Annotated in this window: 11 protein-coding genes; 7 read left to right on the forward strand and 4 right to left on the reverse strand. The window is 73.7% G+C overall.

Features of this window, described 5'->3' with window-relative positions:
* Positions 1-28 precede the first annotated feature (28 nt).
* From GA0070604_RS16755 to fxsA, 4 genes are read right to left on the reverse strand one after another with little or no spacing between them, the layout of a single operon-like run.
* The gene (locus GA0070604_RS16755; protein WP_091118785.1) at positions 29-1,189 is read right to left on the reverse strand and encodes a cation:proton antiporter; all 1,161 of its coding nucleotides are present in this window, start codon (positions 1,187-1,189) and stop codon (positions 29-31) included.
* A 2-nt stretch (positions 1,190-1,191) separates the two neighbouring features.
* Entirely contained in the window at positions 1,192-2,202 is a 1,011-nt protein-coding gene (locus GA0070604_RS16760) for a hypothetical protein (protein WP_091118786.1), read from the reverse strand.
* 11 nt (positions 2,203-2,213) lie between these two features.
* On the reverse strand, positions 2,214-6,125 hold the full coding sequence (fxsT, locus tag GA0070604_RS16765) for an FxSxx-COOH system tetratricopeptide repeat protein (protein ID WP_091118787.1): 3,912 nt from the start codon (positions 6,123-6,125) through the stop codon (positions 2,214-2,216).
* A complete protein-coding gene (fxsA, locus tag GA0070604_RS16770; protein ID WP_091118788.1) occupies positions 6,112-6,294 on the reverse strand; it encodes an FxSxx-COOH cyclophane-containing RiPP peptide in 183 nt (60 codons plus the stop codon). Before fxsA ends, fxsT begins: the two co-directional genes overlap by 14 nt.
* 273 nt (positions 6,295-6,567) lie before the next feature.
* Between fxsA and GA0070604_RS16775 the strand changes: the two genes are divergently transcribed.
* The 7 genes from GA0070604_RS16775 (at position 6,568) to GA0070604_RS16805 (ending at position 14,501) form a co-directional block, all read left to right on the forward strand.
* Complete coding sequence (locus tag GA0070604_RS16775; RefSeq protein ID WP_091127196.1) at positions 6,568-7,767, forward strand: FxsB family cyclophane-forming radical SAM/SPASM peptide maturase; 1,200 nt, start codon at positions 6,568-6,570, stop codon at positions 7,765-7,767.
* The gene (locus tag GA0070604_RS16780) at positions 7,764-9,080 is read left to right on the forward strand and encodes an HEXXH motif domain-containing protein (RefSeq protein ID WP_167363492.1); all 1,317 of its coding nucleotides are present in this window, start codon (positions 7,764-7,766) and stop codon (positions 9,078-9,080) included. The genes GA0070604_RS16775 and GA0070604_RS16780 overlap by 4 nt, the downstream gene beginning before the upstream one ends.
* 35 nt (positions 9,081-9,115) lie before the next feature.
* Complete coding sequence (locus GA0070604_RS16785; RefSeq protein WP_091118790.1) at positions 9,116-9,901, forward strand: hypothetical protein; 786 nt, start codon at positions 9,116-9,118, stop codon at positions 9,899-9,901.
* 271 nt (positions 9,902-10,172) lie between these two features.
* The gene (locus GA0070604_RS16790; RefSeq protein ID WP_091118791.1) at positions 10,173-10,889 is read left to right on the forward strand and encodes a tryptophan 2,3-dioxygenase family protein; all 717 of its coding nucleotides are present in this window, start codon (positions 10,173-10,175) and stop codon (positions 10,887-10,889) included.
* Positions 10,890-10,960: 71 nt separating this feature from the next.
* Positions 10,961-12,298, forward strand: a complete 1,338-nt coding sequence (locus GA0070604_RS16795) for a tryptophan 2,3-dioxygenase family protein (RefSeq protein ID WP_091118792.1) — start codon at positions 10,961-10,963, stop codon at positions 12,296-12,298.
* Complete coding sequence (locus tag GA0070604_RS16800) at positions 12,295-13,473, forward strand: aminotransferase class V-fold PLP-dependent enzyme (RefSeq protein WP_091118793.1); 1,179 nt, start codon at positions 12,295-12,297, stop codon at positions 13,471-13,473. The genes GA0070604_RS16795 and GA0070604_RS16800 overlap by 4 nt, the downstream gene beginning before the upstream one ends.
* Positions 13,470-14,501, forward strand: coding sequence for a methyltransferase (locus GA0070604_RS16805; protein ID WP_091118794.1), 1,032 nt, complete (start codon positions 13,470-13,472; stop codon positions 14,499-14,501). The genes GA0070604_RS16800 and GA0070604_RS16805 overlap by 4 nt, the downstream gene beginning before the upstream one ends.
* The last annotated feature ends 23 nt before the right edge of the window (positions 14,502-14,524 follow it).

The following is a 14,524-nucleotide window of genomic DNA, read 5'->3' on the forward strand; positions in this document are numbered from 1 at the left end:
CCCTGGCGGCGCGACGCGGCGTCCGTGGTCACCGATCCGGTTCGAGCGTCCTGGTCGGCGGGACCTCACGTGCCCGGGGCAGCCCGGCGTCGACGTCCGGCGGCGTTGCGGCGGAGCGCCGGTCGAGCAGCACGGTGGCCAGCGCGTGGATGGAGTTGATCACGATGATCGCGACGGCGACGACCCCGACGGTGCCGGGAAAGTTGCGCTCCAGCACGAGGGCGAGGATCACGGCGGTCAGCCCGTTCTGCTGCCCCCAGGCGAGGTAGCGCCGATCGGCCGCCGGCAGGCCGCGCGAGATGGGCAGGGACACCAGCAGGTGGGCGGCCACCGCGGCCAGGCCGAGCAGCAGTCCTTCGCGCACGTGGACCCCCCGCACGAGCAGCAGGCCGAGCAGGAAGGTGGCGACGAGGTAGGCGGCCTGGGTGGATCGGCCGACGACGGGACCGAGCCGTGGCCGGAAGAAAAGCCCGGCGATCGCCAGGCCGAGCATGAGGAACTGCCAGGCCGCGAAGAGCACGAGCACGACCAGCAGGGCGACGGCCGTCCAGCGCAGGGTCGCCCGGGTACGCGGCCCGGCGGGGCTGCCTTCCCGGAGCCCGGCGGCCCGCAGGGCCCACCACAGCAGCCCGGCGACCGCGGCGAGGGCGAGGTTGGCGCCGAGGCCGAGCAGCAGGTCGACGGGGCGGTCGCCGAGCAGGCCGGGCGCGCTGCCGCTGCCGCCGCCGCGCAGGTCCAGCGCGACCGCGGAGAAGTAGACGGTCACCAGCACGGTCACCGGGTCGTCGAACGACGCCCAGATCGACAGGATCGAACGGGCCCGGGGCGACGTCCGGTCCGGTCGGCTCATCGCGGCGACCGCCAGCGGGTCGATCTGCGCGACGGCCACACCGAGGACCAGCGCCGCCGGGTCGTGGAAGGCCAGGAACATGACCCCGGCGATGAGCGCGGCCTTGGCGATCACCCCGACCGTGACGGCGAGCAGCACCGTGGACAGGTGGGCGCGGACCTCGGCGAGGCTGACGTCCCGGGTGCTGCCGACCAGCCCCACCGCCAGCAGCGTCGAGGCGAGCAGGAGGTATGCCGGGGAGCTGTCCAGCCGGTCAAGGTCGCCGGCCCAGGCCACCAGCAGGCCGGCCAGCCCGGCGCCGACCACGGCCGCCGTCCGCGCCAGAGGGTGCCCCGCCATCCTCAGGCCGCAGGCTCCGTGAGCTGCCGCGCCACCGTCCACATGGCGTCGTCGGCCTGGCTGACCGCGTCCTGGTCGAGGGTGACCCCGACCAGGTAGTCGTCCGGGGCGAGACGGTAGTAGTAGACGGCCCCCATCTCCACGTCGAGCACCAGCCGCGCGACGTCGCCGACGACGGCCCGGCGCAGGTCCCGGCTGACCTGCAAGGCCAGCAGCGACAGGTCGGCGGCGAGGCGCTGGTAGCGGCTGCGGCGGTCGGTCACCGTGATGCCACGGTTGAAGAACGGCGCCAGCTCCGGGTGCTCCAGGATGTCGACCGCCGCCACCTGCTCCCCCGCCCGGTGGTGGCTGAGGTAGTGCAGCCCGGCGGGGCGCAGCGCCGCGGCGAGGATCCCGCCGGGCTCGATCGAGCCGCCGACGTGGGGCGGGACGGCGTCGCCGGACGGCGCTGACGGGTCCGACGACGGCTGCCCGTTGCCGGCGGTGAGCCAGCCGCCAGGGTTCTGCGACCGTTGCCGTACCAGCCGGCGCAGGTCGGTGGCGAGCCCGGCGGCGGCCCGGTCGATCTCGTTGGCCGTGGTCGGGTCGGCCACCGCGCCGGGGGCGGCGGGCGGGGTCGCGCCGAAGCCCACCACGTGCTCGTTGGCGACCACCGAGTTGCAGAAGACGAGACCGGCGCGGGTCTGGGCGACCGTACGGATCAACGCCCCGCTCTGCAGTTCTCCCAGCCGCCGGTTGAGTTCGTTCGCCCGGTAGACCAGCTGGGCGCCCACCCGGCGGTGGACGTTACGGCGCTGCGCCGGGTCGGCGTCGTCGACCGCGACCGGGGCGGACTCGTGCGCCAGCAGGTCCAGTGCGAAGTCGAGCACCCCGGCGGTGTAGTGCGCGATGTGGTAGACGCCGCAGCCGCGCACCAGCAGCGCCCGGCACAGGTTCCGCTTCTTGAGGAAGCCTGGGACGTCCTGCTCGGCCGACTCCTCCACCACGGCGTCGAGCAGCTGCGGATCCGTCACCTCGTCACTCCTCAGCTCTGCGGCACGTCGATGTCGGTGTCGGTCAAGGCGGAGGGGCCGTCGGCGGAGGGGCCGTCGCGCAGGGCGCGGATCGCGGCGAGATTGGCGGCGGCGTCGATGCTGCACGGATGGCGCCGGCCCAGGTAGTGCACGCAGGTCTGGTGCGTCTCCTCCTGGAGCCGGGCGGCGTCGTCGAATTCGCCGCGGGTGGCCAGGTGGCCGGCCTGCGCGGTGGCCGCCGTCAGGGCCCACGGGTGGGCGTCGCCGAGCCGGGTACGCAGTGCCCGCAGACCCCGTTCACCGTCGCGGACCGCCTGGTCGTACTCACCGGCGCCGCGTTGGAACACGCCGAGGTTGACCGAGCAGGCCGCACTGAACGGATGGCCGGGTTCGAGCTGCCGCTCGTAGCCGCGCAGGCAGCGGATGGCGTGCTGAACGGCGATGGCGGCGTCGCCGGTGCGGTAGTAGTCCACGGCCAGGCTGAGCAGGCTGGACCGGGTGAGCGGGTGGTCCTCGCCGAGGTGGTCGCGGTAACCGCGGAAGGTCTCGGTGCTGCGCTTCTTGGCGGCGATGGTGAGGCCGAGGCGGCGCTCGGTGACCGCGAGGCTGCGGTTGACGCGCAGCTCGTCGAGGTGGCCGGCGGCCTGCAGTTCGTGGACGCGTTCCAGCGCCTCGCGCAGGGTGGCGAGCGACTGGTCGTACTCGCCGACCTCCCGCTCGAAGCTGCCCACCTGGCACGACGCCCGCCAGGTCCGCGGATCCTCCGGGCCGAACAGCGCCATCCGCCGGTCGCGTTCCTGGCGGGCGAGCCGCAGCGCCTCCCGGGCGTCCCCGGTGAGCAGGAAGGAGATCGCGAGGTTGTTGACCGCCATCCGGGTGTTGGGATGGTCGTCGCCGACCACCTCCTGGAAGCCGGCGAAGGTGGCCTGGTCCTCGACCAGGGCATCCTCGAAGCGGCCGAGCCCGCGCAGGTCACCGCCCCGTCCGCGACCGGCGATCAGGGTACGGAAGTGCCGCAGTCCGTGGCGGCGGCGCTGCTCGCTGAGCACCTCCTCGTCGAGGCGCAGGGCGTCCTGGTAGTGGCCCAGCGCCCGGTGCAGGTTGGCGGTCTGGACGAACAGCCGCATCGTCAACTGGTCGGGGTCGCCGGCGGCCCGCCACCGCTCACACGCCGGCTCGGCCAGTTGCAACGCGGACTGCCACGCGTCGCTGTCGTTGAGGAGATAGAGGTAGCGCAGCTGCTTGACGACCCAGTGCCGGACCTGCCGGTCGTCCGTCTCCAGCGCGCCGGAGGGCACGAGGTGTCGCTGTAGCTCGTCGAAGATGTCGGCGTAACGGGGGTCGTCGGCCTCCGGATCGGTCGGCGCGTACCCGGCCAGGCCGTGCAGGACCTGGCGGTGCCGCTCGCGCCGCTGCGGCTCGCTGATCCCCTCGCGCAGCAGGACCTGGATGGCCCGGTGCATCCGCAGCGCCGCACCGTGCCCCCAGTCGACGTCGTACAACCCGAAGCGCGCCCCGACGGTCAGCACGAGATCGATCTCGCCGGCGGCGAGCAGCAGCTCCTGCGGGTCGACGCCGGCCGCGGCGGCGAGCTGGGTCAGCATCGACGCCGATCGCAGCAGCGGCAGCCCGATGCCCTCGGGTGAGAGGAACGCGCTGAGTTCGGCGAGGTGGATCGCCAGGGGGCCGAACTCGGTGTGCTGGAGGGTGGACAGCGTGATGTCCAGGACGCGGGCGACGGTGGAGGTGCGCGATCCGGGGATCCGCTCGGCCTGGTCCACGTCGGGGCGTAGGCGCAGCCGGGCCAGCAGCTCGGCGACGCACCGGCTCACCGCATCGAGGCTGGGTACGCCGTCACGCTCCAGCGCCCGGGCGCTCTGGCGGATCCACGCGGTGGCCAGCCGCAGGGCCAGCGGCAGGTGCTCCAGGGCGGCAGCGATGGACCGGGCGTCGTGGGTGCTGATCCCGAGCACCCGCCGCAGCATGGCGACGCTCTCGTCCCCGGTGAACGCCGCGACCTCCAGCGGCGCGGGCAGGTTGGACGAACCGTCGTCCCGGGAGGTGATCAGCACGTGCCCGGCACCGGAGCGGGGCATCAGGTCGGCGGACAGCACGGTCCCGTCGTCGGCGTTGTCATAGACCAGCAACCACCGGGTGACAGCGCCGCGGGGCGTCGACAGCGCGACCAACGCCGACTCGGCGGCCCCGGCGCCGTCCACCGCGTTGATCTCGTCGGCCAGCTCGCCGAGGCTCGCCTGCACGGTCTCCCGGTCCTGCGCCGGGATCCACCAGACCAGGTCGTAGTCGTAGGCGAACCGGTGGGCGAACTCGCGGGCGAGTTCGCTCTTGCCGACGCCGGCGCCGCCGGTGAGGGTCACCGGGCCGCTGCTGTCGGTCAGCCGATCGCGCAGCCGTTCCAGGTATTCGCCCCGGCCGACGAAGGATTCGTTGCGCGGCGGCAGGTTGGTCCGCAACCGGCGGTCCGTCTCGCCGGGATAGCGGGAGGCCACCCGCGGGTCCCCGCCGGGCTGGGCCGGGGCGATCAGACCGAGCCGGCTCAGCAGCAGCGACTGCGCCCGGGGCCCGTCGGCGGTCCGCAGGTCGACGACCCGGCTCGGGTCGACCCGCTGCGCCGGATCCCGGCCGGTGGTCAGCACACCGAGCACCTCGACGTCGTCGGCGTCGGCACCCGTCGGCGGGGCGGCGAGTCGGGTGCCGACCGCGCGGAGCACGCTCGGGGACAGCACCGCCAGGACGGTGGTGTCCGCCTCGACCACCACCGGAGCACCGGGCCGCACGGCGCGGCGCTGCACCCGGACGTCGGCCCGCCGTAGCTGCCCGCCGATCCAGTCGGCCCACGGCCGGTCGACGGGGTCGTACAGCACGACAATGTCGTCGATGCTCTCCGCCCGTTCCAGCAGCACGCCTCGCCGGTAGCGGCGGCGGATCCGCTCCGGCACCACCGCCGCGGCGACCACCGTGCCCCCGCTGATCCAGGATGCCATCCGCTCGTACGCCGCCAGCAGGCTGGTCTCGTCGCCCGGCGGGTCGGCCAACGCGGCCAGCACGTCGTCGTACGTGTCGTAGGACTGCTGGGGCACCTCGACGATCTCCACGGCGGACCCGTCGCGGACGGACCCGTCGAGCAGCCGGGCGAACGCCCGTCGGGCCGAGTCGCGGTCCTCGCCGTACCAGGGCTGGCTGACGTCCCGCAGCGTCGGCGCGGCGAGCACCCGGATGCCGCCGGTGGCCTGCCGCTGGAGCTGGCCGGTCAGCTCGGCCGCCTGCTGCATCGCCTGCCGGCGGGGCGGCATGCAGACCACCGCGACGTCGCTGAGCACCGCGGTGTGGGTGATGCCCGACAGGGTGAGATCCACCGGGGTGTCGATCAGGACGTAGTCGTACGCCGCGTGCTGCAGCAGCTGCCGGATCCGCGCCGGGTCGCCCTCGGGCCGCGCCTCGGCGTCGACGCCGACCCCGACCATGTCGAACCCGAAGCTCGACCCCGGCACCGCGTACCGGTAGAGGGTGCCCTGCTCGGGTGCGGGCGGGGCGATCACCGCGGCGGACCGGTGCGACGGACCGTCCGGATGCGGGCAGATCAGGGTGGCCAGCTCGCCGCCGAGCACCCCGGCCGCGGGAACGGCGTCCACCTGGAACGAGCGGAGGTAGTCGTAGACCCGCGGCGTACGGGCGCACCAGTCGACGGCGAGGACCCGCTTGCCGTTCCCGGCGAGGATCCAGGCGACGTTGGCGACGGCACTGCTGCGCCCGGTGCCGTTGGTCGGTGAGACGAAGGAGACGATGGTGCAGGTGCCCGATGTCTCGTCGCTGCCGGGCCGGGCGGCCCGGCCGGGCGCGGGACGGTGGTGCGGCACACCGGCCAGCGTGGACGGGCCGCCCGCCGGGTCAGTCGTCGCCATCGAGGGCGCTCTCGAAGCCCGCGTACTGGTCACCGGGGGCGGCACTGCGGCGTTCCAACCGGCGCAGCGCCGCCACCAGAACCGCGCTCGGCAACGCGTCGAGCGCGGCGGGATCCAGATCGGTGAGGTCGATCAGATCGGAGCGCAACACGTCCTCCCCGGTGTCCATCCCCCGATCACCGCCTGTCTGCGTCCCACACCACGGTCGCCCCTGCCACGAAGCCGGACATCGACCGGTGGCCAGATCCGCTGCGTGTGCCCATGATAACGGTGGGCCGCCTCCCCGGCGGCCTGCGACGATGGCGCGCCGGCCGGTCGGGACAGGACGGCGGGCGGCCGCGCATACCCGTGGCGGACGCCCAGCCGAGCGGCGCACGTCAATGTATGCTGGACGTTTCCAACGGCGGCCGGACCGGCCACCGACATGACGGCGGAGCGGCTGATGCCCGGATCCGATGACGGCCACCGGCCGGCCGGTGGCAGCGCGGCCCGCCTCGCGCCCGCCGTCGCGTTCCGACAGTTCGTGGTCAAGCTGCACGGCCGGTGCGACCTGGCCTGCGACCACTGTTACGTCTACACCATGGCCGACCAGCGCTGGCGGTCCCGGCCCCGGTCCATGCCGGTGCGGGTGCTCGACCAGACGGCGCACCGGATCGGCGAGCACGCCCGGACGCACCGGCTCGACCGGGTGGACGTCATCCTGCACGGCGGGGAACCGCTGCTGGCCGGGACCGCCCGGATCGAACAGGCCGTGACGGAAATCCGACAGGCCGCCGCACCGGTGCCGGTGCGGATGACGGTGCAGACCAACGGCACCCGGCTGGACGGGCCGTTCCTGCGCCTGTTCGACCGGCTCGGGATCGGGGTGAGCGTCAGCCTGGACGGTGACCGGGACGCCCACGACCGGCACCGGCTCGGGCCCGACGGACGGGGCAGCCACGACCGGGTCACGGCCGGGCTGGGCCGGCTGACCACCGGCTATCCGCACCTGTTCAACGGTCTGTTGTGCACCGTCGACCTGCGCAACGATCCGCTCACCACCTACCGCAGCCTGCTGGCGCACCGGCCGCCCACCGTCGACTTCCTGCTGCCGCACGGCACCTGGAGCACTCCCCCGCCCGGCCGGCCACCCGACCCGGGGCGCACGCCGTACGCAGCGTGGCTGGTCGCGGTCTTCGACGAGTGGTACCACGCCCCGGGTCCGCCCGTCCGGATTCGCCTCTTCGACGAGATCATCCAGGTGTTGCTCGGCGGCACGTCCCGGCTGGCCGGGGTGGGCACCAGCCCGGTCGCGGTGGCGGTGGTGCAGACCGACGGCGCCATCGAGTTGGACGACACGCTCGGCGCGGCACACGCCGACGCGGCGCGTACCGGGCTGCACGTGGCCCGGGACCCGTTCGACGCCGCGCTCGACCTGCCGGCGGTGCGGGCGCAGCAGGCCGGCCGGGACGGGCTCTGCGTGACCTGCCGCGCCTGTGACCTGGGCCGGGTGTGCGGCGGCGGGCTGCGCACCCACCGGTACCGCGCCGGCAACGGCTTCGACAATCCGTCGGTCTACTGCGCCGACCTGTACGCCCTCATCGACCACGTCCGGCACACCGTACGCAGGGACGTGGCGGGACTACGGGCGGCGTCGCGGTGAACCCACCCGTACACCGGCTGCCGAGGTCGGTCCTCGACGAACTCGCCGCCGGCCGCGGCGGGCCGGACGCCGTCGCCCGGCTGGCCTCGGCGCAACGCAGCAAGACCCTGCTGCTGGTACGGGCGCTGGTGCTGCTGGTGCAGGAGGCGGGGCATCCGGACCGGGCAGCGGTCGAGGCGGCGTACCACGTGCTGGCGAGCCTGCGCCCCGACGACCGGGCGGCGGCGCTCGGGCATCCGCCGGTCGCCGCGTGGGCGTTCGGCACCGCGTCGCTGCTGGCCCGGGGCGACCGGTCGGCGGCGTACCCCGGACTGCTGGCGGCCGTGGCGGTGGCCGCGGCCGTCCGGTCCGGCATCGACGCCGACCTCGACGTCCCGCTCGCCCCCGACCCGTGCGGCCGGCTGGACCTGCCCGGCCTGGGCACGGTGGCGGTTCCGGCGCACGCCACCCGAGCCCGGATCCGGTGCGCCGCCGGACGGGCGGAGGTGCACTGCGCCGGCGAGCGGATCGGGATCGTCGCCGGCCCCTCGGCCGACCGCCGGTGGTTGCCCGTGCCCCGGTTGTGGCTCACGCACGACGGACTGCCGCTGTCCCTGCTGTTGGACACCGGCACGTGGCGGCACGTCCCCGCCGGGGCGGGCCACCGGGCCGGCGGCGTCACCGACCCGCGGGGCTGGCGGCACCGCCTCGACGGGGCGTGGCGGATCCTGGTCGACGGGCACCGGCCGGTCGCCGAGGAGATCTCGCCGGCGCTGCGCGCGTTGCTGCCGGTCGCCCCTCCCCCGACCGGCACCCGCAGTGGCACCTTCCACCACGCCTTCGGGTCGGTGGCCATGTCGCTGCCGCCGGACCCCCGATCCGCGGCCGTCACGCTCGCCCACGAGATCCAGCACCTCAAGCTGGCCGCGTTGACGGACATGTTCGCGCTGGTGGAGCCCGGGCCACCCGAGTTCTTCTACGCGCCCTGGCGCCCGGATCCCCGCCCACTCGACGGCCTGCTGCACGGCGCGTACGCCCACCTGGGCGTGGCGGGATTCTGGCGCCGGCAACGCGGGGCGGCCGGTGACCGCGCGCAGCGGCACCGCGCCGAGGTCGAGTCCGCCCGGTGGACCAGGGCGGCCGATGACACCGTACGGGTGCTGCGTGCGCAGCGGCGGCTGACCCCGGTGGGCCGGCGGCTGGTCGACGGCATGGCCGACGTCCTCGACGACTGGGCCCGCGAGCCGGTCCCGCCGGAGGCGGCGGCCGAGGCCCGCCGGCTGCTGGACGCGCACCGGACCCGCTGGGCGCGGGCACCGGCACGCACCGGGTGACCACACGCTTGCCTGATCTCCCTTACCCTGGGTCCATGGGGGAGGGTAACGACCAGGCCACCCGTCGTGAGTGTTTCGTCATCGCACCGATCGGCCCCGAGGGCTCGGAGATCCGCAAACGCAGCGACCAGATCCTCAAGCACGTCATCCGGCCGGTGGTGGAGGAGCGGGGTTTCGTCGCCGTGCGTGGCGACGAGATCGAACGCGCGGGCCTGATCACCTCGCAGGTGCTGGACCGCATCATCCAGAACGACCTGGTCATCGCCGACCTGACCGACCAGAACGCCAACGTGTTCTACGAGTTGGCGGTCCGGCACGCGCTACGCAAGCCCTTCGTGCAGTTGATGGCGAAGGACCAGCAGCTCCCCTTCGACGTGCAGGGAATGCGGACGATCCTGGTCGACCACACCGACCTCGACAGCGTGCACGCCGCCAAGGAGCAGCTCGGCCGGGCGATCGACGCGATCGGCCGGGACGCCGACATCGTCACCCCGATGTCGGTCGCCCTCACCCTGCAGGAGCTACGTGGATCGTCCAGTCCGCACGAAGCCGGCCTGTCGCAGATCATCGAGACGCTGCCGCAGATGATGGACATCCTCCAGGACGTGCAGCGCCACCTGGGGACCACCGTGCCCGCCGCCGGCTCGGACGACGACGACCACCGGAAGCTGCGGACGCTGGTGGAGTCGCTGGCCGCCCGGGGCGGCGTGACGGAGGACGAGCTGACCGGCTTGCTCGGCGGGTCCAGCAGCAAGTTCCAACGCTGGGTGGAGCACCTCATCCAACGGGTGGGGCGGTCCGACAAGCACCGGGCCGCCTGACGGTTCGTCCGGATCCGCCCGGTCGCGCCCGGCGGAGTCCGTCGGCCCTCGATGGATCCGCCCCTGGGGCCACCCTGCCTGATTTGGCCCATATGTTGGCAGGGCGAGCAGTTCACCGTGGAAAGTCAGGAAAGCTCCCCGCACTCAGCATCGACTGAATCTCAAGCAGGGGGTGACACATTGCCGTTCTTCGTTGGATAATTCCGCAGTCATGCGCCGCGCGGCACCGCACTTTCGTGCTGCCCCGACGCTTATCGAAGGAGTCGATTCCGTGAAGCGGGACCACTCACCCGTGCTGCCGGGAAACGGCACCACCGACTACGCGCGCTACATGCGCACAGAAATGCTGCTCGACCTGCAACGACGCCCGGAAGAGATGACCCACCGCGACGAACTGCTCTTTCAGGTGGTGCACCAGTCCGCCGAACTGTGGCTGAAGCTGGCGCAGGCCGAGCTGGGCGAGGCGGTGGCCCGGGTCGACGCCGGGGACCCGGCGACGGCCGAGGCACTGCTGACCCGGGCGACCCTCGCGGTGCGGCTGATCACCGACCAACTCGAGATGTTCCGGCATCTGTCGCCGGTCGCCTTCCAGGAGATGCAGCCGGCGCTGGGCAACGGATCCGGTGCCGAATCGCCTGGCTGGCGGCAGGTCCAGGCCGCGAGCCGGCAGCTCGGGCGGGCCTTCGGCGACCACCTCGCCACCCGGGGGACGACCCTGGCGGGGTTGCGGCGGAGCACCCCGAGCGACCCGGTCCACCGGCTGGCCGAGGCGATGCTCGACTGGGACGAGCAGGTGTCGCTGTGGCGGGCCCGGCACTACCAGGTCGCCCTGCGGATCGGGGGCCACGCCCCCGCCGGCACCCCCGGCAGCCCGGCGAACATGCTCGCCAAGCTCACCACGCATCGGTTCTTCCCCGAACTGTGGCGGGCCCGGGTGAACCCCACCGAAGAGTCGGACAGTGACAATTGTCACCCCTCCCGACCCTGACCCTCGGTCACACCCGGAATTGGCCCAGACCTCCATCGCAATTCACCGGAAGGAAATGTCGAGGTGCGTTCGTGCGCGAGCTGACGAGTTGGCTGTCCGGCACGGCAGACCCCGATCGTTTCCCGTACACTGCCGTGCTGAAAAGGTTCCACCGGGTCGGTAAACACTTTGTCGAAAAGGAACTGCTCGCCCTGCTCGACGAGATCCGGGCGCGGCTGACCCCACCCGGGGCCGGCCCTCCGGCGACCGGCGCCCGGCTCCTGGCCGACTTCCTCGACGTCGCGCTCGACAAGTGGGACGGCCGCTACGACTACCGGACCTACCTGGCGCTCCACCTGCTCGGGCTGCCGGCCGGGCAGGACGACATCCCGCCCGGCCAGCACTCCCCGCCCGCTGCCCAGGACTCCCGCCTGCCCGGGGAGGGCGACCCGGCCGGGTGGGCCGTTGACCCGGCCGGCGCGCGATCGGGACGCGACCGCCTCCTCGTCGGCCTGGTCGCCGACGCGCTCGCGTTCGAGCTGGCCGCCGACGCCACCGACCTGCTGCCCGAGCAGCGCCCGACGCCGGACCTGGTGGTCAAACGGTGCCGGCTCGGGGTTCGGGCGGTCTCCCCCGCGCTGGCCCGCCTCGGGCTGGCCGAGCCGCCCGCCGACCGGGAGCCGTTGGCCGCAGCCGCCGCGCTGCACGCCCGCGCCACCGCCGACCGCGACCGCACGCCGGAACTCACCCTGCGCCTGAGCATGCTGCCGGTCTACGTGTCGCACGACGAATACCTGTTCATCCGGGTGCTCCAGGCGTACGAATGTCTCTTCGCGGGCCTGGTCGGCGAGTTGCGCGCCACGATCGCCGCCCTGTCGGCGGGCCAGGCGCTGTCGGCGGCCGACCGGCTGGCGTACGCCCGGGACCTGCTCACCGCTGCGAGCCCGCTCTTCTCGCTGCTGGCCACCATGCAGCCGGAGGCGTTCCGGGCCTTCCGGCAGTACACCGAGGGGGCCAGCGCCATCCAGTCCCGTTCCTACAAACTCATGGAGTCGCTGTGCCGTACGCCGGAGGTGGTCCGGCTGGACTCGGCCGCGTACCGGTCGGTGCCGGAGGTCCGCGACCGGGTACGGGCCGGGCAGCCCTCCGTGGACGACGCCTACCGGGCGGCGGTGCGCGACGGCCGGCTCGACGCTCCGGAGCGTGACCTGGTGCAGCGGCGGATGCGGGCGTTCGCCGACGCCGTGCTCCAGTGGCGGCGTACGCACCACCGGCTGGCGACCCGGATGCTCGGCCCCCGCCCCGGCACCGGCTACACCGAGGGCACCCCCTACCTGGCCGCGACCAGGTCCATCCCGGTCTTCACCGCCGTACCCGATGGTCCCCGCCCGTCCCCGACGACCGACCAGACTGGAGGCTCCCCCGAGTGAGCGGACCCGACCCGGCCCCCGACCGCCACCGGCCGCAGTGCCTGGACGCCGCCGCACACGCGGCGCTGCGCGCCGAGTTCCCGCTGCTGGCCGACTGCGTCTACCTGAACAACAACTCCACCGGCGCGGCGCCGAGGGCCGTGGAACACGTGCTCGGCGGCTACTGGGAGACGCTGCGCACCTGGCGCGACGACGTCTGGCAGGGCTGGCACGTCGGCCTCGACCGGTACGCCGACTCGGTGGCCGCCCTCCTCGGCGCGCCCCCGGGCAGCGTGGTCACCGACGCGAACCTCAGCACGCTGCTCGCCCGGATCGCGTCCTGCTTCGACTACCGCCCGCCGCGCGACCGGATCGTCACCACCGACCTCGAATACCCGACCATGCCGTTCATCTGGAACGCGTTCCGCCGCTACGGGGCCCGCCTCGACGTGGTCGGCAGCGGCGGCCCCCGGTTCGACGAGGACGCCCTGGCGGCCCGCATCGACGAGCGGACGCTGCTGGTCTGCGTGTCGCACGCCAGCTTCACCTCCGGCGCCACCATCGACCTGCCGCGGCTGGTCGCCCACGCCCACGAGGTCGGCGCCCTGGTGGTGGTGGACGCCTTCCAGACCGTCGGGGTGGTCCCGCTGGACGTGACCGCGCTCGGCGTCGACGTCGTCCTCGGCGGCGCGCACAAGTGGCTGTGCGGCGTCGGCACCGCCTTCCTCTACGTACGGCCGGACCTGGTGGCGGAGCTGGAGCCGGCGGCGACCGGCTGGCAGGCCGGCGACCGGGCGCTGACCTTCCAGCCGTCCACCGGCTGGGCCCCCGGCGCCCGGCGGTTCGCCGGCGGGACGCCGTACCCGCTCACCTCGCTGGTCTCCCAGGTCGGCCTGGACCTGCTGGCGGGGGTGGGCGTCGACGCCATCCGGCGGCACTCGCTGGCCCTGACGCAACGCGTCCTGGACCGGGCCGAGGCGGCCGGCATCGACGTGGTCAGCCCCACCGAACCGCACCGGCGCGGCGGCGTGGTCTGCCTGGACGTCGCCGACGGCGAGGCGGTCAAGCGGCGGCTGGCCGAACGGAACATGATCTGCAGCTGGCGGGGCTACCTGCGAATCGGCCCGCACGTCTACAACACCCTCGACGAGGTCGACGCGTTCATGGACGCGCTGGAGAAGGAGCTGAGCCGATGAGCGTCACCCTGTCGCCGCGGGCGCTGATGAGCCTGCTCGCCAACGGTCCGAAGGCCATGGACGTGCTGGAGACCGCGCTCGGCATGGGGCTGCTCGACGCGCTGGAGCCCGGGCCGGCCCGCCTGGACGCGCTGGCCGCCCGGTTCGGGGTACGGCCGCTGCGGCTGTACAAGTTCCTCGACTGCCTGGAGAGCCTCGGCTTCCTCACCCGCAGCGAGACCGGCGACGACATCGCCACCGCCAGCTACCGGGCCGTGCCCGGACTGCGTGACGCGGTCGTGGCGGTGGTCGGCCCGCACGCGCAGGAACGGGACCGGGACCGCTACCCGTGGCGGCGGCTGCACGGCCGGCTCGCCGAGAGCCTGCGCGGCGAGGTCAGCATGAGCGACGACGACTTCGCGTGGCCTCCGCAGACCGACGAGCAGACCGCCGACTTCGAACGCAGCATGGCCGTCGGGCTCGGCCCGGTGATCGAGACGACCCGGCGGCACGCCGACCGGCTGTGGTCGGACCGGCGGCGACTGCTGGACGTGGGCGGCGGCGACGGCACCCTCGCCGCACACCTGCTCGACAGCGCCCCGGGGCTGCGGGCCGACGTCTACAACCTGCCGGCGGTCGAACCGCTGGTGCGGGCCACCCGGGTCGACCGGGGCCACCCGGACCGGTTGGGCTTCGTCGGCGGCGACTTCCTCGCCGAGCCGCTGCCGGCCGGGTACGACGCGATGTCGTTCGTCCGGGTGCTGCACGACTGGCCCAACGAGGTGGCCCGCCGTCTGGTCGAGAAGGCGTACGCGGCACTGGAGCCGGGTGGGTTGCTGCTGATCTGCGAGGAGTTCCGCACCCCGGACCGGCTCGCCATGCAGTTCTTCTGGAGCTACTTCCTGATCGGGGTGGACAGCTGCGTGAGCCGGCTGCGGGAGGTCGAGTTCTACACCGGGCTGCTCAAGGAGGTCGGCTTCGATCGGGTGGCGGTGCTGTCCGGCACCTGGGAACTGGTCACCGCGTACAAGCCGGAGGCGTCGCGCTGACCTGCCCACCGGCGGCGGCCCCT

This window comes from Micromonospora eburnea (assembly GCF_900090225.1).
Classification (GTDB): Bacteria; Actinomycetota; Actinomycetes; order Mycobacteriales; family Micromonosporaceae; genus Micromonospora; species Micromonospora eburnea.